Below are 17,956 nucleotides of genomic sequence, written 5' to 3'. Positions count from 1 at the left end.
ATATTCCGGAAATATACATCAATATTTTAATAAAGAATGGGACAACAAAACCAAGCCAAAATATCCTGATGCCAATACCTTTATCTGCTAAACCATGACGCCAGCGTGCACCGAGATAATAACGAGCCATCATGCAACAAACTGATATTGCAGAGACCAGACAAAGGACAAATACCACCACCGCAAACCAGGATATTTTCAAACAGAATGAATATGCGACGATTGAAGCTATTATTAACGGAATAATACCTAACCGCCCATAGATAAGCACCATGGCGATCATGAAACTTATTGGAAGGTATGCGAGATAAATCTGCTTAGATTCAACAACTGTAGCGGGTGAGATGTAGCGAGAAAGAGGAACAAGCAGAAGGCTTAAAACCAGTGCTGTGACGGATTTTTTTATCATTTTTCGGAAAGTCATAAGCTCTGGAGTGAGTATTCTGCATTGTTTGGCAGCGTTATTCGGTGATGAATAATACGTTTATTTATTGCGCAGATCAAGTTTGCGAAATACCACATCTCTTTAATTTACTTCATCTTTTACACATCCCAACAAAGAGAAATAGTTTGATATATTCACTAGGTGAATAGATGTGTAATAAATGTCGCTGGTGTGCGGTGATTTTGAGTTTTTTTGTTATTAAAACGAAAAAACCCCCGCCATCAGGCGAGGGTTTTATATTTTGGTGGAGCTAAGCGGGATCGAACCGCTGACCTCTTGCATGCCATGCAAGCGCTCTCCCAGCTGAGCTATAGCCCCACGAAGGGTCTTATTGTGTAAACGGTTCAAATCTTGCTGGTTAAGATTTGGTGGAGCTAAGCGGGATCGAACCGCTGACCTCTTGCATGCCATGCAAGCGCTCTCCCAGCTGAGCTATAGCCCCATACCGTGAACACCGTGTCGTATCGACGGGCGGCATCATATGAAACCCATTCAACAGTGTCAACGGCAAATTCTTGTTCTGCGGTTGATCGTCGAAAAAGCAAACAATGTGAACAAAGCTAATTGCATATCATGATGCTGTAGTTAATCCTGTCACAGTTTCCAGTAAAATGATCCTCTAAAATGAACCACTAATAACCCCTTTGGACTTAAGGAAAAACTGTGCTCAAGGAACGTATGACCCCAGAAGAGCTGGCGATAATTACCGGTTACAGTCGTCAAACAATCAACAAATGGGTACGTAAAGAATGTTGGCTCACCACGCAAAAACCCGGTGTTCAAGGTGGTAAAGCTCGGCTGATTCATGTTGACGAACGTGTACGCGATTTTATTAATAGTGCAAAACGTGTTTCTGAGAAACACAGCAACTACCATGTTAATGACACTTCCCTGGAAGGCCTTCTGCTTAATTCGATGAAACAGATGTCGATAGTTGAGCAAGAAAAGTTGTCTGCACTGCTTCTTCGGGAAGGAATTGCGGGAGTTTTAAAACGTTTAAGTATTCGTGATGAATAAGACGAGTATTAAAAAGCCGGCATAAGCCGGCTTGTTAGCAAGTACTCTTTATTACCGTACGCGTTACTGTTGTGCTTCGCGCTGTGCAATAAATTCCAGCGCCTGGTTGATACGCGCAATAGAACGTTGTTTACCAATTGCATGGACGGTGACATCCAGACCAGGTGACTGCCCTGCTCCAGTAACCGCTACGCGCAGTGGCATGCCAACTTTTCCCATACCCACTTCCAGTTCATCAGCTGTTGCCTGAATTGCGTTATGCACGTTTTCTGCTGTCCAGTCAGTTAACGCTGCCAGTTTGTCACGCACCACTTCCAGTGGCTGACGCGCAACCGGACGCAGGTGTTTCTTCGCAGCATCCGCATCAAACTCACTGAAGTCTTCGTAGAAGTAGCGGCAAGTTTCAGCCATCTCTTTCAGAGTTTTGCAGCGATCGCCAAGCAGTTTCACCAGTTCAGCCAATTGCGGGCCATTACGGGTATCAATATTTTGCTGCTCGATATGCCATTGCAGATGCGTGGCAACATATTCAGGTGCCAAATGGTTAATGTAGTGGTGGTTCAACCACTGCAATTTTTCCGTGTTAAATGCGCTGGCAGATTTGCTGACTGAATCAAGGGTGAACAGCTTGATCATCTCTTCACGCGTGAAGATCTCTTGATCGCCGTGTGACCAACCCAAGCGCACCAGGTAGTTCAGCAAAGCTTCAGGCAGATAACCATCATCACGATATTGCATGACGCTTACGGCACCGTGGCGTTTAGAAAGCTTTTTACCGTCATCGCCATTAATCATAGATACGTGCGCATATACCGGAACAGGTGCATTCAACGCTTTCAGGATGTTGATCTGGCGAGGTGTGTTGTTGATATGGTCTTCACCACGAACAACGTGGGTGATTTCCATATCCCAGTCATCGACTACCACACAGAAGTTATAAGTTGGGGAACCGTCGGTACGGCGAATGATCAGATCGTCTAGTTCCTGGTTGCTGAATTCGATTGGGCCACGGATCTGGTCGTCGAAAATCACAGAACCGTCTTGCGGGTTGGCAAAACGCACCACACAAGGTTCGTCTGCCGCGTGATGTTCATGACCGTGACGGCAGCGGCCGTCGTAACGCGGCTTGTCGCCATTCGCCATTTGTTCTTCGCGCAGCGCTTCAAGGCGTTCTTTAGAGCAGTAACATTTATACGCTGTGCCCGCTTCCAGCATTTCATCGATAACCGCGTTGTAGCGATCAAAACGTTTGGTCTGGTAGTACGGGCCTTCGTCCCACTCAAGGCTCAACCAATTCATGCCATCCATAATAGCTTCGATAGCTTCTGGGGTTGAACGCTCAAGATCAGTGTCTTCTATACGCAGCACAAACTCGCCGCCGTGGTTACGAGCAAAAAGCCATGAGTAAAGAGCAGTACGAGCGCCACCAACGTGCAAATAGCCTGTTGGGCTTGGCGCGAAGCGAGTTTTGATTTTCATTAAACGGCCTTAATTACGCAAAAGTGCCGGGAAACCGGCAAATGCCAGGGAATATTTAGTCGAAAACATTCTACCACTGTGTGCTGATTCCTCAATGTCGATACCTTGTGTTCTCAGCAATCCTTATATTCTGGTGATAAATCAATCACCAATGGATATTTGGCGATCGCATTGTTTATTTTTACGACGAACAAACAAAATCTTTAGAAAAGGCGTTGACTCATTTTCAACTCTCCCTATAATGCGACTCCACACAGCGGGGGTGATTAGCTCAGTTGGTAGAGCACCTCCTTTACACGGAGGGGGTCGGCGGTTCGAGCCCGTCATCACCCACCATTCATTAGTGAGTGATACCGCAGTGTGTAGTCATTAAGAAGTACAGTAAGAGATAAGATTTGGGTGATTAGCTCAGTTGGTAGAGCACCTCCTTTACACGGAGGGGGTCGGCGGTTCGAGCCCGTCATCACCCACCATTATCTACTCTTGCGATAGCAGTACCGAAGTTTGGGTGATTAGCTCAGTTGGTAGAGCACCTCCTTTACACGGAGGGGGTCGGCGGTTCGAGCCCGTCATCACCCACCATTCGGGGCGTTAGCTCAGTTGGTAGAGCAGTTGACTTTTAATCAATTGGTCGCAGGTTCGAATCCTGCACGCCCCACCAATGTAGAAAGGCGCCCTAAAGGCGCCTTTTTGCTATGCGCGATTCGGGCGGGATTTGAACCTGCTGCAGGTTCGACAAAATCGTCGGGAACGATTTTGCATCACCGCTTGCGGTGACCCGAAGGGCGAGTCTCAGGATGAGACGAGTGATATCCTGCACGCCCCACCAAATTCAGACAAAAGCGCCTTCAGGGCGCTTTTGTTGTTTCTAAGGCAGGTTCAAGCTGAGTGCTGCGAAACAACATTGCCGCTTACGCTAATTTCCCCCTACAAAACCTCATTATTATCAAATAGCGGATCGCCCTGGCGCGCTGCAGTTAACTGCTGGGCCTGTTGACGGACAACCTGCCAAATCGCCTCCGCTGCACGCGATAGCGAGCGATTTTTGCGCCGTACCAGCATTAATTTCCGCTCCACCACCGGGACAAGTGGCCGCACAACCAATGGCCGGCCTTGCGGTAATGGCAATGCAAGTGCGGGAAGTACACTAATGCCGATTCCAGCTTCAACCATAGGATACAGTGTCGCCGGATGACCTATCTGCTGCACAATATTTGCCTCAATGCCCTGGCGCATTAATGCATCATCGATCAATGGTCGACTGCCCGATGCATAATCCTGCAAAACCAGATTTGTACCTTGTAGCTCCTGCCATGGAACCTGTTTGCAGGCAGCAAATGGATGGTCATTACGGCACAGTAATAAAAAAGGCTCAGATAGCACAGCCTCACAATCCAGATCGCTTGCCTGAATGGGGTCGATAACCATGCCAAAATCCACTTCCCCCTGGCGAATACTTTGCAGCACCCACTGCTGCGGACGGTCATGTAGCACGAAGCGAATAGCAGGATATTTCAGTGCCGCCGCCGCAATAGATTGTGGCATCAAATGAGCGGAAATAGTCTGGCTTGCCGCAACTCGCACGGTACCGCTTAGTTGATGGCCGACACTGCGCGTGTCCAGCAATGTACTGGTCAACTCTTCCAGCAACCGCTCAAGCCGTGCTGCCAGTTGTTGGCCCGCATCCGTCAGCACAACTTCGCGCGTGGTGCGATCCAACAGTTTTACGCCTATTTCATTTTCCAACTCTTTCACGCTGTGGCTGACTGCCGATTGGCTCAGGCCAATTTGCTCCCCTGCCCGGCTAAAACTTCCAGCATGAGCCACGGCAACGAAGACTTTTAACTGACGCAGAGAGTAATTCATCTGTTTTTTTCATTAATGTATTCAATAAATCAATTTTATTTCTAAAAACGATAAAAGCACAATGGCGCGATAACAGTTTGAGGAATGATGATGAAACTCTTTCGCGTGCTCGACCCTTTTACTATGACGTTGATTGTTACCGTACTGCTGGCGTCTTTCTTCCCGGCTCAAGGTAGTTTTGTGGGCTTTTTTGAAGGGCTAACAACTGCGGCTATTGCATTGCTATTTTTTATGCACGGCGCAAAGCTTTCGCGTGAGGCAATTATCGCGGGTAGCAGCCACTGGCGGCTGCACTTGTGGGTGATGTGCAGCACCTTTGTACTCTTCCCGGTATTGGGTGTTTTGTTTGCCTGGTGGGCACCAGTTAATGTCAGTCCGGAAATTTACACCGGCTTTTTGTACCTTTGCATTCTGCCTGCCACCGTGCAATCTGCCATTGCCTTCACTTCACTTGCCGGAGGGAATGTTGCTGCTGCCGTATGCGCCGCTTCCGCTTCAAGCCTGCTCGGTATTTTCCTCTCGCCATTGTTAGTTGGCATGGTGATGCACGTCCACGGCGCAAGCGGTAGCCTGCAACAAGTCGGCAGTATTATGTTGCAGCTGCTGGTGCCATTTGTCGCCGGGCATTTATCGCGCCCGTGGATTGGTGATTGGGTTGCGCGCCATAAAAAATGGATAGGTAAGACTGACCAGACATCAATTCTTCTGGTTATCTACACGGCGTTTAGCGAGGCGGTCAGACATGGAATTTGGCACAAAGTCGGTTTAGGTTCACTACTGTTTATCGTTGTTGTGAGCCTGATATTGCTGGCCATTGTTATCAGTATCAATATGTTCGTCGCCAGACGTCTGGGTTTTAGTAAGGCGGACGAAATTACTATCGTGTTCTGCGGTTCAAAAAAGAGTCTGGCGAATGGTATTCCGATGGCAAATATCTTATTCCCGGTCGCTACCGTGGGGATGATGGTGCTGCCACTGATGATCTTCCACCAGTTGCAGCTGATGATTTGTGCTGTTCTGGCAAGGCGTTACCAGAAAGAGACTCAAGTGGCGGCCAAAGCCGCCACCGACAATGCTTAATTAATGCCGTTTGAGGGGCTTGACCATCCCCTCCAACCCTTCAGTTTTAATCAGCAATGTGAGCCTCATCAACTCACCCAGATGACCTTGCGGGAACTCATCTTTGCGAGCAAACCACAGCAGATATTCTTCCGGTACATCGATCAACACGCGACCTTTGTACTTGCCGAACGGCATCACAGTATTGGCTATCTCAATAAGCTGTTCTTTATCCATTTCATTCACCCAATAAGCGAATCATTTCAGCTTCATCAATCACCTCAATACCCAGTTCCTGAGCTTTAGCAAGCTTAGAACCCGCCGCTTCGCCCGCGATCACCAGATCCGTTTTCTTCGACACACTACCTGCCACTTTTGCACCTAACGCCACCAAACGTGCTTTCGCATCGTCACGCGACATGATGTTCAGCGAGCCAGTCAGCACCACCGTTTTACCGGCGAAAGGACTGTCAATTTCTTCAGCTTTGATAACCACGGGAGCTGGCCAGTGAACGCCCGCTTCTTCCGTCAACTGGCGGATCACTTCACGGTTGCTCTCTTCGGCAAAGAAGTTAAACGTATGAGTAGCCACCACAATGCCGACGTCAGGAACTTTTTGTAACTCCTCGATGCTCGCAGCAGACAGCGCATCAAGCGTACCAAAGTGAGCGGCTAAACTAGCAGCTGTCGCTTCGCCGACTTCACGAATACCGAGTGCATATAAGAAACGCGCAAAGGTGGTTTCTTTGGCTTTAACCAACGCATCAACCACGTTTTGCGCAGACTTCGGCCCCATGCGGTCGAGCCCGGTAAGTTTACCCGGCGTCAAAGTAAATAGATCGGCTGGGGTGTGAACGTATTCTTTCTCCACCAGTTGATCGATGATCTTGTCGCCCATCCCGTCAACATCCAGCGCACGGCGCGAGACAAAATGCTTAAGCGCTTCTTTACGCTGCGCACCACAAATCAGGCCTCCGGTGCAACGAGCTACCGCTTCGCCTTCCACACGTTCAACGTCTGACCCACAAACCGGGCAATGAGTCGGGAAAACTATCTCTGCGGTGTTCTCCGGGCGCTCAGATTCCACCACACCAACAACCTGTGGGATAACATCGCCAGCACGACGGATGACCACGCGATCACCGATTCTTAAGCCCAGGCGCTCAATTTCATCCGCATTATGCAGTGTGGCATTACTGACCAACACCCCCGCGACCTGAACAGGTTCAAGACGTGCAACCGGGGTAATAGCGCCAGTACGCCCAACCTGGAATTCAACGTCACGAACAAAGGTCATCTGTTCCTGAGCCGGGAATTTAAACGCCACTGCCCAGCGTGGTGCACGAGCAACAAAGCCGAGTGTTTCTTGCAACGCAAGCGAATCTACTTTGATGACTACACCGTCAATATCAAAGCCGAGTGTTGGGCGGTCGGCCTCAACCTGGTGATAAAACGCCAGTACTTCTTCTGGTGTGTTGCACAGACGAATGCGGTCGCTAACTGGCAGGCCCCACTCTTTGAACTGCTGCAAACGTGCATGATGACTGGCTGGCAATTCACCACCTTCAAGCAAGCCGACGCCATAACAGAAGAAGGTTAATGGGCGTTTTGCCGTAATGCGAGGATCGAGCTGGCGCAATGATCCGGCCGCCGCATTGCGAGGGTTGGCAAAAATTTTTCCGCCCGTACGGCGCGCTTCTTCGTTAATTTTCTCAAAGCCCGCCTGTGGCAGGAACACTTCACCACGTACTTCCAGACGACGAGGAAGATTTGTGCCGCGCAATTTGAGTGGAATGGCACGAATGGTACGCACGTTGGCGGTGATATTTTCACCCGTCGTACCGTCGCCACGCGTGGCAGCACGAGTCAATACACCGTCTTCATAGAGCAGGCTTACCGCCAGGCCATCCAGTTTCAGTTCACAGCAAAAAGTCACGGCTTCGGTGCTTTTTAAGCGGTCCTGGACACGCTTGTTAAATGCCAGGTAACTCGCTTCATCAAAGGCGTTATCGAGCGACAACATCGGCACTTCATGGCGAACTTGGGTAAATTCGCTTAAAGGTGCAGCCCCTACGCGCTGTGTCGGTGAATCGGGGGTAATGAGCTCAGGATGCGCTTCTTCAAGTGAGCGCAATTCCCCCATCAGGCGGTCGTATTCCGCATCAGGGATTTCTGGGTTATCAAGCACATGATAAAGGTATTCATGATGGCGAAGCGTGGTTCGCAGTTGAGTCATTTGTTGTTCGATTGTGTCCATATCGCACCATCAATATAAAAAACCCCCGACATGCGGGGGTTTAGGGAGAAACATGTTCAGGATGGGTATCAGTGGGTTGCGTTTGCTTCAACCACTTCGCGGATACGATCCTGATATTCACGCATTTTTTGCGGCGTCATCATGCGACGTTGATCATCAAGCACAACACCACCGACTTCATCAGCAATATGCTGAGCAGACTGAAGCATCAGCTTAAAGTTCTGCGCCGGGTCGCCATAAGATGGTACCTGCATGAAGATTGTCACGCCAGGCGTTGCAAAATTCGTCATGCTTTCTGGGTCAAACGAACCTGGTTTAACCATATTAGCGAGGCTGAACAGAACCGGGCCGCTACCATCAGGACTCAGATGACGGTGGAAAATATTCATTTCGCCAAAAATAAAGCCCGCCTGCTGAATACTGTTTAACAGCACATCACCGTTAATCATACTGCCCGCATGAGCCGAGACATTAAGCACAATCACCGTTTCTTTACGACGTTCCGGTGGTTCTGGTGTCGGAGCCGGTTGAGCAACAGCCGGTTCAACCGCAGGTTCTACGTGCTGAACTGTTGGCTGTTGAACCGGAGCTTGCGGTGCCACTGGCGGTACAACAGACTGTTGTAGCGCCGGTTGTGGGGCTTGATGGACCGCCGGCTGCACATGCTGTTGAGGTGCTGGCTGGTGAGTAGTCGGTGCGACTGGCACTTCCTGACGCGGCATGACCGGTTCAGGCTGACGCACAGGCGAACTCTGACGTGGTTCAGCAGAAGCGTAAGGTGGCTCGTATTGGTGTTGAGGTGCTTGCGGCTGACGAGGCATTTCTGGCTCGCGAGTCACTGTTTCTGGCGCAGGAGTTACCCGACGCACACGCACCTCACCTACTCCATCATCTTGCTCATCGTCAGCCTCGTCGCCATCCGGCTCGTATTCGTCACGCTTAGACTTCATGCGCTTCAATGGACGATCACGAAAAACGGATGAACGTTCCTTACGACTCGTCCACAGACCGTGAACCAGTAAGGCTATTATGGCGATCGCGCCAACAATGATTAATATCAGACGCAAATCCTGCATCATTATATTCTCTGTTGTTCTAACACCTTGCCACCGCGGCAAACATTTACTCACTAAGAGTATTTGCCCATCTGCTCAAGTGCAAGTCCGCACAGAGTTTTCTCAGCATAAAGATGGACTGAAATCGACTTTTTGCTGTTTTTTCGACCATTTCCTAATAAGTTTTTCTGCTGACACTCAGTTATGATGGATATGCATGTCAAAGCAAAGCCCAAAAAGGAGTTCGTTCAGATTATGGTTTCACCATCAGGAAGCGTGCCACGCAGTGGCGTTTATTATTTTTCGCAGGGCTGGAAGTTGGTCCGTGAGCCTGGAATCAAACGTTTCGTGCTCATGCCGCTATTGGTCAATATTTTACTGATGGGTGGCGCATTCTGGTGGCTATTTTCACGCCTGGATGTGTGGGTTCCAACCCTACTTTCATACGTTCCAGACTGGTTGCAGTGGTTAAGCTATTTGATTTGGCCTGTGGCAGTGGTCTCTATCCTGTTGGTATTTGGTTATTTCTTCTCGACCATTGCGAACGTGATTGCCGCACCCTTCAACGGATTGCTGGCAGAGCAACTTGAAGCGCGTCTGACAGGGAGCACCCCGCCAGATACCGGCGTGTTGGGCATCATGAAAGATGTCCCACGGATTATGAAACGCGAATGGCAGAAGCTGTCCTGGTATTTACCGCGTGCTTTGGTGCTGCTGGTGCTCTACTTCATACCGGGCATCGGCCAAACTGTTGCACCCGTTTTATGGTTCTTATTTAGCGCCTGGATGCTCGCTATCCAGTATTGCGACTATCCGTTTGATAACCATAAAGTGCCATTCAAGGAGATGCGCATTTCGTTGCGTGAGAAGAAAGGTATTAACATGCAGTTTGGTTCACTGATCAGTCTGTTCACACTGATTCCTTTCCTGAACCTGGTCATCATGCCGGTTGCGGTCTGCGGCGCGACCGCGATGTGGGTGGATTGTTATCGCCCAAAACACGCCATGTGGAAGTAGTTTTTTCTGGAGCGGTTTCTACCGCTCCTTATTCCTTGTTATTCCTTCTTGCTACAGCTTATTACCCTTCTACATATAGATATACGATTTCTTTACTTCCGCATAACTTCTAAGCAGGTATGCTGAAGAGGTTTCCCAAATTTCATACAGTTAAAGGACAGGCTATGAGCAAGATCTATGAAGACAACTCTCTGACAATCGGTCATACGCCGCTGGTTCGCCTGAACCGTATCGGTAATGGACGCATCCTGGCAAAGGTAGAGTCCCGCAACCCGAGCTTTAGCGTCAAATGCCGTATCGGAGCCAATATGATTTGGGATGCCGAGAAACGCGGTGTACTCAAGCCGGGAGTCGAGTTAGTTGAGCCTACCAGTGGTAACACAGGTATCGCCCTGGCTTACGTTGCTGCAGCGCGTGGCTACAAGTTAACGCTAACCATGCCTGAAACCATGAGTATTGAACGTCGTAAACTGTTGAAAGCACTTGGCGCTAATCTGGTACTAACTGAAGGCGCGAAAGGCATGAAAGGTGCAATTCAGAAAGCTGAAGAAATCGTTGCCAGCGATCCAGAAAAATTCCTGTTGTTGCAGCAGTTCAGTAACCCGGCCAACCCAGAAATCCACGAAAAAACCACAGGCCCAGAAATCTGGGAAGATACTGACGGCGAAGTCGATGTCTTCATTGCCGGTGTTGGTACTGGCGGTACGCTGACCGGCGTGAGCCGCTATATCAAAAACACCAAAGGCAAAACGGATCTGATAAGCGTGGCCGTTGAGCCAACGGATTCTCCAGTCATTGCTCAGGCGTTAGCAGGTGAAGAAATCAAACCTGGGCCGCACAAAATTCAGGGCATAGGTGCAGGCTTCATTCCTGGCAACCTCGACCTCAAACTGATCGACAAAGTTATCGCCATCACTAATGACGAAGCTATTTCTACTGCGCGCCGTCTGATGGAAGAAGAAGGCATACTTGCTGGGATTTCATCCGGTGCGGCAGTGGCTGCAGCATTAAAACTTCAGGAAGATGAAGCATTTACCAACAAAAACATTGTGGTTATACTGCCATCCTCCGGGGAGCGTTATCTGAGTACCGCCCTGTTTGCCGATCTTTTCACTGAAAAAGAACTGCAACAGTGATGCCAACCAGGTAGATTTGAGTAAAAAAGCACCCGAATGGGTGCTTTTTTGTGGCGTCCGTCAAACTTTTAGCTACCCTGGCATTGCGTCACCCTTTCAGGTCTGGTATCTATCCAGCAAATTATTTTGATGCGCGAAATTAATCGAAGTGTGAGATACGTCTGCTGAATCGATTTATCGATTTGGTGCAAAATCACATTTCACGGCATAATGATTAATGACGAGCGAGCCGCGAAGCGCATGGTAAATGTCAGAGCACATTTCGTGGTTCCCGAAAGCATCCTGTGTCGCGTAAAGTCTTCAGTTAACGTCGACGCTAACTATACAGGCTAAAGTTTTGCCACCAGGCTAGACTTTAGTTCCACAACACAAAACCTATAAGTTGGGGAAATACAATGTTCCAGCAAGAAGTTACCATTACCGCTCCAAACGGTCTGCATACCCGCCCTGCTGCTCAGTTTGTTAAAGAAGCTAAAGGCTTCACTTCTGAGATCACTGTGACCTCCAACGGCAAAAGCGCAAGCGCCAAAAGCCTGTTCAAACTGCAAACTCTGGGCCTGACTCAAGGGACTGTAGTGACCATCTCCGCTGAAGGTGAAGATGATCAGAAAGCAGTTGAGCATCTGGTAAAACTGATGGCTGAACTCGAGTAAGTTCTGGGTTCTTCGTAAATATCAGTCACAAGTAAGGTAGGGTTATGATTTCAGGCATTTTAGCATCCCCGGGTATCGCTTTCGGCAAGGCACTTTTGCTGAAGGAAGATGAAATTGTCATCGACCGGAAGAAAATTTCTGCCGACAAAGTTGCGCAGGAAGTTGAACGTTTCTTAAGCGGGCGCGCGAAAGCGTCAGCACAGCTGGAAACGATCAAAATTAAAGCTGGCGAGACCTTCGGTGAAGAAAAGGAAGCTATCTTCGAAGGGCACATTATGTTGCTGGAAGACGAAGAGCTTGAGCAGGAAATCATAGCCCTTATCAAAGATAAATTAGTGACTGCTGATGCAGCGGCTCACGAAATTATCGAAGGCCAGGCGGTCGCGCTGGAAGAGCTAGACGATGAATACCTGAAAGAACGTGCGGCTGACGTACGCGACATCGGTAAGCGTCTGCTGCGCAATATCCTCGGTCTGGCAATTATCGACCTTAGCTCTATTCAGGATGAAGTTATCCTGGTGGCTAAAGATTTGACTCCGTCTGAAACTGCACAGCTGAACCTGCAAAAGGTGCTGGGTTTCATCACCGATATCGGCGGCCGTACTTCCCATACCTCCATCATGGCGCGTTCTCTTGAACTGCCAGCGATCGTCGGTACCGGTAGCGTGACCAGCCAGGTGAAGAACGGCGATTACCTGATCCTCGATGCTGTTAACAATAAAGTTTACGTTAACCCAACCAACGACGAGATCGAAGCCCTGCGCGCTGTACAGCAGCAAGAAGCTTCTGAGAAAGCTGAACTGGCAAAACTGAAAGACCTGCCAGCAATCACTCTCGATGGTCATCAGGTAGAAGTATGCGCAAACATCGGTACTGTTCGTGATGTCGACGGTGCTGAGCGCAATGGTGCAGAAGGTGTAGGTCTGTATCGTACAGAATTCCTGTTCATGGACCGTGATTCACTGCCAACTGAAGATGAGCAGTTCGCGGCGTACAAAGCTGTTGCTGAAGCCTGTGGCTCGCAAGCAGTTATCGTACGTACCATGGATATCGGTGGCGACAAAGAGCTGCCGTACATGAACTTCCCGAAAGAAGAAAACCCGTTCCTGGGCTGGCGTGCTGTGCGTATCGCAATGGATCGTAAAGAGATCCTGCATGACCAGGTACGCGCTATCCTGCGTGCTTCCGCTTTCGGTAAATTGCGCATCATGTTCCCAATGATTATCTCTGTTGAAGAAGTGCGTGCACTGAAAGCTGAGATTGAAATCATGAAGGCGCAGCTGCGTGAAGAAGGCAAAGCGTTTGACGAAACTATTGAAGTCGGTGTGATGGTTGAGACTCCGGCTGCGGCCACGATTGCTCGCCATCTGGCAAAAGAAGTCGACTTCTTTAGTATCGGTACCAATGATTTAACTCAGTACACCCTGGCAGTTGACCGTGGTAATGATATGATTTCACATCTTTACCAGCCAATGTCACCGTCCGTACTGACTCTGATTAAGCAAGTTATTGATGCTTCTCATGCAGAAGGTAAATGGACCGGTATGTGTGGTGAGCTTGCAGGCGACGAACGTGCTACACTTCTGTTGCTGGGTATGGGTCTGGACGAATTTAGTATGAGTGCCATTTCTATCCCGCGCATTAAGAAGATTATTCGTAACACGAACTTCGAAGATGCGAAGGTGTTAGCAGAGCAAGCTCTTGCTCAACCGACAACGGACGAGTTAATGATGCTGGTTAACAAGTTCATTGAAGAAAAAACAATCTGCTAATCCACCGGATGCGGCCCAATTTACTGCTTAGGAGAAGATCATGGGTTTGTTTGATAAACTGAAATCTCTGGTTTCTGATGATAAAAAAGACACCGGAACCATTGAGATTGTTGCCCCACTTTCTGGCGAAATCGTCAATATTGAAGATGTTCCAGATGTGGTGTTCGCCGAGAAGATCGTTGGTGATGGCATTGCAATTAAACCGACTGGCAACAAAATGGTTGCTCCGGTTGACGGCACCATCGGTAAAATCTTCGAAACTAACCATGCTTTCTCTATCGAATCCGATAGCGGCATTGAGCTGTTCGTTCACTTCGGTATCGATACTGTTGAACTGAAAGGCGAAGGCTTCAAGCGTATCGCAGAAGAAGGCCAGCGTGTTAAGAAAGGCGACGTAGTTATCGAGTTCGATTTGGCCCTGCTGGAAGAGAAAGCGAAGTCTACCCTGACTCCAGTTGTTATCTCCAACATGGACGAAATCAAAGAGCTGATCAAACTGACTGGTAGCGTGACTGTGGGCGAAACCCCGGTAATCCGCATCAAGAAGTAATTATTAGATACAGGATTAACCGTCCTGTATTTAAAGAAAAAAACCGGGAATGTCAGCATTCCCGGTTTTTTTTCGTCTGTCGCTAATTCGATTCTATGCGCGCAGATATTCGACTGTGTAATTCCCCGATCCTACGTTGGCAACCCCGCTGGTTCCCTGCTGTTTGAAGTCCACGTCCTGAGCTGAAAGCAGTTCTCCCAGGCTCGAAAGTTTGATGGTGGCATGCGTGTTATGCGGCACCGTAACATTTAGCGTCACTCTTTCATCCAGTACCTTCCAGCCAACCGCAATTTCGCCGTAAATAGACTGATAAGTCGCATCAACAAAAGACAAACCACCACCGATAGTCGGCTCGATAATCACATGCTTAAAGCCCGGCTCATCGACGTCAGCCTCAATTCCCGCTACAGAGCGATATAGCCACTCCCCCACCGCGCCATACGCGTAATGGTTAAACGAGTTCATATCTGCGCTCCACATTGTGCCATCGGGTTTCAGGCCATCCCAGTGCTCCCAAATGGTCGTCGCCCCAGCTTTTACTTGATATAACCAGGAAGGGAAATCCTCTTTTAGCAACAGCTCCCACGCCTCTCTTTCTCGCCCATTCTGGCTTAGTGCATGGCAAAAATAAGGTGTCCCGACAAAACCCGTAACCAAATGCCCATCATGTTCACGCAGCAGTTCAACCAGCGTATTCACCGTGCGTTCGCGGAACGGTTCCGGCACCAGGTTAAAATAGAGCGCCAGAATATGCGCAGTCTGGGTTCTCGCCGCCAGCCTGCCTGATGGCGTGAAAAATTCATCCTGAAAACGCTGGACGATTTGCTGGTGCAAGGCACTGTAGCGCTCAAAATCTTCTGTTCGATTCAACGCTTTGGCAGCCCGGCTGAATAACTCGGTGGAATGGGCAAAATAGGCCGTGCAGACAAGATCCGTCGGCGTCGCGCCAAAATAGCTCCCTTCTTTGGCATCCAGCGCCACCCAATCGCCAAATTGCAATTTATAGCGCCATATCAGGTTCTCTGAATGAGTAAGCATGAAATCCACCCAGCCTTTCATGCTCTGATACTGGTTTTCCAGAATCCGCGTATCGCCGTACATCAGGTACATCGTCCACGGATTAATCACCGCAGCATCCGCCCATGCCGCCGCAGAGTGCGTCCCACCTGCGGCCAGGTTGATATCATTCGCGCAATGCCCGGTAAGAATATCAGGCACCACATGCGGTACGCCGCCTTCTGGCGTCTGGTCATGTCTCAGATCCCTGAGCCATTTAGCGAAGAAGTTACGCGTGTGCATCAGATAGCTGGCAGTACGGCAAAATATCTGCGCATCACCGGTCCACCCCAGCCGTTCATCACGCTGCGGGCAATCGGTTGGGACATCAACAAAATTGCCTTTTAATCCCCACAAAATATTGTGGTGTAGCTGGTTTAAGTCTTCATTTGAGCAGTTGAAATGCCCGGTATGTGCCATGTCAGAATGGAGTACCAGCGCTTTGAAATTCTCAGGCAATATCTTGCCAGGGTAGCTTTCGACTTTAACGTAACGGAATCCCTGGTAAGTAAACTGAGGATGATAGACCTCCTCCGCATCGCCTTTTAAAACATACTCCACACGCTGTTTCGCAGAACGCAGATTATCGAGATAAACATTGCCCTCTGCATCCAATGTCTCGAAATGGCGCAAGATAACTTTGTCACCGAGCTTGCCACTCACTTTAAATTCGACCCAGCCACTGAGGTTTTGCCCAAAGTCGATAACCGTATCGCCTTGCGCAGTAGTGATAATGGCAACCGGCTCAAGTGTAGATATTTTTTTCACCTTGCAGGCACTCTGCGCGGTGAGCACTTTTTTATCATAAGGAATAAGGCTGACAGGCCGCCAGTAAGAGGCATCATAACCGGTATTATTCCAGCCTTCGAGCTCAAGGCTTGCGTCGCAGATTTCACCGTCATAGATTTCCGAGAACAGAATTGGTGAATCTTCCCCATGCCAGGAATCATCCGTCACAACAATCTGCTGGGTTCCATCCTGGTAGTGAATGACTAACTGGCAGATCAGTGCGGTTTGTTCACCATAATAATTTCTGTCACGGGTAAAACCCATATCGCCTTTAAACCAGCCCGCCGCTAGCTCCGCGCCAATAACGTTATCGTCACGCTGGAGTTGCTCACTCAAATCATAAGTTTGATAAAGCAGATGGTGATGATAGCTAGTCCAGCCTGGCGTCAGCACATCATCACCGACTTTTTGACCATTGAGATAGAACTGATAAAGCCCTAATGCGGAGACATGTAAATAAGCAGAAGCAACTGCACTGCCTTTATTGAGTGAAAATGGTTTTCTCACTAATGTGACTTTAGAATTATCTTTATCAGCGGAATTCTCAGCAGAAATAAAATCACCTGACCACGGGGTATCCATCATCCCGGTAATAAACTCAGCGACTGCACTCCACGGGCTTTCCTCTCCGTGGTTATCGTTAATTCTCACCCGTACAAAATAACGCGTTGAAGGATGCAGCAAAATGTCATTAATATTAACATTCGCCGAAGCATCACTATTTATCAATCCACTATCAAATAAAATAACGTCGAAATATTTATCATGACTAACCTGTAACTGATAGCAAATTTGCTTAACACTCTGTTGATCACTGGCAATTTCCCAACCGATAACCGGAAAGTTATCGACTCCCGATAAAGACAATTCATAGTCAAGCGTGATCTTTTTTACTGATAGCATAATGATATGCTCCTTAGATTACTGAATATTTATACGAGATAATTATTTTGTCTGAATGGCCTCTACGGGCAAGGTCGATGCTGTAATCTGTTTCTCGGTAATCATTTCTCCTTCGCTGGAGAATTCATTACGTTGTTGGCGATGGAAACACAACCAGCCTATAAACATACCTAATGCAACAATCGAAGTCAGAATGGTGTACAACGCCACCGGTCCGGCATCGAGTAATACCGGTGTGACAAAAGCTAATAAAGCACATGATAAACGAGCGACACCCACAATCGCGCCCTGCGCCGTTGAACGTAACATGGTCGGGAATGACTCTTGCGACCATACTTTCATAATTCCTTCAAAAGCCATACCGCTACCGGTAGCCGTAAATAAAAGGAAGCAGAACCATGATAACTGAGAGAAATTAAGCAACACCGGCATCAAGAAACCACCGGCAAAAAAGAATGCGCCAATAATAAACACCAGCATCCTTTTTGAGGTATCGACCATCTTCATAAATAACAAACCGGACAACACGCCCACCGGCATTAACAACAGGTTCCAGAGAGAATTTTCTTCAACCGTAATACCAACCACATTCACCGCGACATAAGTCCCGAATTGCCCACCGGTATTTGCCGCCAGATTGACCAGCGTATAAAAAAAGCATAATGCGACAAACGGCCATAAGTACTTCCCATGCAGCAAATCTTTAAACGATGACTTTTGTGCGCGAACGGTTGTCGCACCTTGACGGTTCTCATCACGAGCAACCAGCCACATCGGTGATTCAGGAATAGTCCAACGCAACAGCAGTAATACGGCGGCGACAATACCGACATGGAGATACATAATTTGTGCCCCCAATTGTCCCCAGCCCCCAACAACGGCTGAAACCCCCATCGTAGTAC

General features: G+C 48.7%; 14 protein-coding genes, 6 tRNA genes, 1 other RNA gene and 1 pseudogene. 12 read left to right on the top strand and 10 right to left on the bottom strand.

Annotation, left to right across the window (positions count from 1 at the left end; genetic code table 11):
• From MES37_RS18775 to MES37_RS18765, 3 genes and pseudogenes are all read right to left on the bottom strand, one after another.
• Positions 1-409 (bottom strand): annotated as a pseudogene (locus tag MES37_RS18775) (hypothetical protein); the annotation flags it as partial.
• A 278-nt stretch (positions 410-687) separates the two neighbouring features.
• Positions 688-763, bottom strand: a tRNA-Ala gene (locus MES37_RS18770).
• Positions 764-811: 48 nt separating this feature from the next.
• A tRNA-Ala gene (locus tag MES37_RS18765) sits at positions 812-887 on the bottom strand.
• 221 nt (positions 888-1,108) lie between these two features.
• On the opposite strand from MES37_RS18765, the gene MES37_RS18760 reads away from it, so the two are divergent.
• A complete protein-coding gene (locus tag MES37_RS18760; protein WP_064544608.1) occupies positions 1,109-1,462 on the top strand; it encodes a YfeC-like transcriptional regulator in 354 nt (117 codons plus the stop codon).
• A 63-nt stretch (positions 1,463-1,525) separates the two neighbouring features.
• On the opposite strand, the gene gltX is transcribed toward MES37_RS18760, so the two are convergent.
• Entirely contained in the window at positions 1,526-2,941 is a 1,416-nt protein-coding gene (gene gltX, locus MES37_RS18755) for a glutamate--tRNA ligase (protein WP_064544606.1), read from the bottom strand.
• A gap of 260 nt (positions 2,942-3,201) precedes the next feature.
• On the opposite strand from gltX, the gene MES37_RS18750 reads away from it, so the two are divergent.
• The 5 genes from MES37_RS18750 to MES37_RS18730 all read left to right on the top strand — a co-directional run bounded on the left by MES37_RS18750 (position 3,202) and on the right by MES37_RS18730 (position 3,770).
• Positions 3,202-3,277 (top strand) — tRNA-Val (locus MES37_RS18750).
• A 61-nt stretch (positions 3,278-3,338) separates the two neighbouring features.
• Positions 3,339-3,414 (top strand) — tRNA-Val (locus MES37_RS18745).
• A 33-nt stretch (positions 3,415-3,447) separates the two neighbouring features.
• Positions 3,448-3,523 (top strand) — tRNA-Val (locus MES37_RS18740).
• Between the two features lie 3 nt (positions 3,524-3,526).
• Positions 3,527-3,602, top strand: a tRNA-Lys gene (locus tag MES37_RS18735).
• A 31-nt stretch (positions 3,603-3,633) separates the two neighbouring features.
• A non-coding RNA gene (locus MES37_RS18730) (RtT sRNA) lies at positions 3,634-3,770 on the top strand.
• Between the two features lie 98 nt (positions 3,771-3,868).
• Here the strand turns inward: MES37_RS18730 and MES37_RS18725 are convergent.
• Positions 3,869-4,807, bottom strand: a complete 939-nt coding sequence (locus MES37_RS18725; RefSeq protein ID WP_121815133.1) for a LysR family transcriptional regulator — start codon at positions 4,805-4,807, stop codon at positions 3,869-3,871.
• 90 nt (positions 4,808-4,897) lie between these two features.
• Between MES37_RS18725 and MES37_RS18720 the strand changes: the two genes are divergently transcribed.
• Positions 4,898-5,887, top strand: coding sequence for a bile acid:sodium symporter family protein (locus MES37_RS18720; RefSeq protein ID WP_064544596.1), 990 nt, complete (start codon positions 4,898-4,900; stop codon positions 5,885-5,887).
• Here the strand turns inward: MES37_RS18720 and MES37_RS18715 are convergent, their stop codons facing one another.
• The 3 genes from MES37_RS18715 to zipA all read right to left on the bottom strand — a co-directional run bounded on the left by MES37_RS18715 (position 5,888) and on the right by zipA (position 9,202).
• Positions 5,888-6,103, bottom strand: a complete 216-nt coding sequence (locus tag MES37_RS18715; protein ID WP_133521995.1) for a DUF3820 family protein — start codon at positions 6,101-6,103, stop codon at positions 5,888-5,890.
• Between the two features lies 1 nt (position 6,104).
• Positions 6,105-8,123, bottom strand: a complete 2,019-nt coding sequence (ligA, locus tag MES37_RS18710) for an NAD-dependent DNA ligase LigA (protein ID WP_237932337.1) — start codon at positions 8,121-8,123, stop codon at positions 6,105-6,107.
• A gap of 68 nt (positions 8,124-8,191) precedes the next feature.
• Positions 8,192-9,202 (bottom strand): cell division protein ZipA, encoded by a 1,011-nt coding sequence (gene zipA, locus MES37_RS18705; RefSeq protein ID WP_237932335.1) that lies wholly within the window; start codon positions 9,200-9,202, stop codon positions 8,192-8,194.
• Between the two features lie 231 nt (positions 9,203-9,433).
• On the opposite strand from zipA, the gene cysZ reads away from it, so the two are divergent.
• The 5 genes from cysZ to crr all read left to right on the top strand — a co-directional run bounded on the left by cysZ (position 9,434) and on the right by crr (position 14,306).
• Positions 9,434-10,195: a sulfate transporter CysZ gene (gene cysZ / locus MES37_RS18700; RefSeq protein ID WP_064544590.1), complete on the top strand. Its 762-nt coding sequence runs from the start codon at positions 9,434-9,436 to the stop codon at positions 10,193-10,195.
• 164 nt (positions 10,196-10,359) lie between these two features.
• Entirely contained in the window at positions 10,360-11,331 is a 972-nt protein-coding gene (cysK, locus tag MES37_RS18695; protein ID WP_064544589.1) for a cysteine synthase A, read from the top strand.
• 395 nt (positions 11,332-11,726) lie between these two features.
• The gene (gene ptsH, locus MES37_RS18690; protein WP_034459025.1) at positions 11,727-11,984 is read left to right on the top strand and encodes a phosphocarrier protein Hpr; all 258 of its coding nucleotides are present in this window, start codon (positions 11,727-11,729) and stop codon (positions 11,982-11,984) included.
• Between the two features lie 44 nt (positions 11,985-12,028).
• Positions 12,029-13,756: a phosphoenolpyruvate-protein phosphotransferase PtsI gene (gene ptsI, locus MES37_RS18685; RefSeq protein ID WP_064544588.1), complete on the top strand. Its 1,728-nt coding sequence runs from the start codon at positions 12,029-12,031 to the stop codon at positions 13,754-13,756.
• 40 nt (positions 13,757-13,796) lie between these two features.
• The gene (gene crr / locus MES37_RS18680) at positions 13,797-14,306 is read left to right on the top strand and encodes a PTS glucose transporter subunit IIA (protein ID WP_034459029.1); all 510 of its coding nucleotides are present in this window, start codon (positions 13,797-13,799) and stop codon (positions 14,304-14,306) included.
• 93 nt (positions 14,307-14,399) lie between these two features.
• On the opposite strand, the gene MES37_RS18675 is transcribed toward crr, so the two are convergent.
• On the bottom strand, positions 14,400-17,054 hold the full coding sequence (locus MES37_RS18675) for an alpha-L-rhamnosidase (RefSeq protein WP_237932333.1): 2,655 nt from the start codon (positions 17,052-17,054) through the stop codon (positions 14,400-14,402).
• A gap of 42 nt (positions 17,055-17,096) precedes the next feature.
• The coding region (locus MES37_RS18670) for an MFS transporter (RefSeq protein WP_237932331.1) at positions 17,097-17,956 on the bottom strand (860 nt) is incomplete at its 5' end.

Source organism: Buttiauxella sp. S19-1 (assembly GCF_022134725.1).
In the GTDB taxonomy this organism is placed as follows: domain Bacteria; phylum Pseudomonadota; class Gammaproteobacteria; order Enterobacterales; family Enterobacteriaceae; genus Buttiauxella; species Buttiauxella ferragutiae.
Note: the sequence above shows the minus strand (reverse complement) of the source record. Positions and strands in the feature narration are given on the sequence as shown.

Excerpts from the sequence above, each read along its gene's own strand:
- gltX (WP_064544606.1), bottom strand. The coding sequence starts at position 2,941 with ATGAAAATCAAAACTCGCTTCGCGCCAAGCCCAACAGGCTATTTGCAC.
- MES37_RS18725 (WP_121815133.1), bottom strand. The coding sequence starts at position 4,807 with ATGAATTACTCTCTGCGTCAGTTAAAAGTCTTCGTTGCCGTGGCTCAT.
- MES37_RS18720 (WP_064544596.1), top strand. The coding sequence starts at position 4,898 with ATGAAACTCTTTCGCGTGCTCGACCCTTTTACTATGACGTTGATTGTT.
- MES37_RS18715 (WP_133521995.1), bottom strand. The coding sequence starts at position 6,103 with ATGGATAAAGAACAGCTTATTGAGATAGCCAATACTGTGATGCCGTTC.
- ligA (WP_237932337.1), bottom strand. The coding sequence starts at position 8,123 with ATGGACACAATCGAACAACAAATGACTCAACTGCGAACCACGCTTCGC.
- zipA (WP_237932335.1), bottom strand. The coding sequence starts at position 9,202 with ATGATGCAGGATTTGCGTCTGATATTAATCATTGTTGGCGCGATCGCC.
- cysZ (WP_064544590.1), top strand. The coding sequence starts at position 9,434 with ATGGTTTCACCATCAGGAAGCGTGCCACGCAGTGGCGTTTATTATTTT.
- cysK (WP_064544589.1), top strand. The coding sequence starts at position 10,360 with ATGAGCAAGATCTATGAAGACAACTCTCTGACAATCGGTCATACGCCG.
- ptsH (WP_034459025.1), top strand. The coding sequence starts at position 11,727 with ATGTTCCAGCAAGAAGTTACCATTACCGCTCCAAACGGTCTGCATACC.
- ptsI (WP_064544588.1), top strand. The coding sequence starts at position 12,029 with ATGATTTCAGGCATTTTAGCATCCCCGGGTATCGCTTTCGGCAAGGCA.
- crr (WP_034459029.1), top strand. The coding sequence starts at position 13,797 with ATGGGTTTGTTTGATAAACTGAAATCTCTGGTTTCTGATGATAAAAAA.
- MES37_RS18675 (WP_237932333.1), bottom strand. The coding sequence starts at position 17,054 with ATGCTATCAGTAAAAAAGATCACGCTTGACTATGAATTGTCTTTATCG.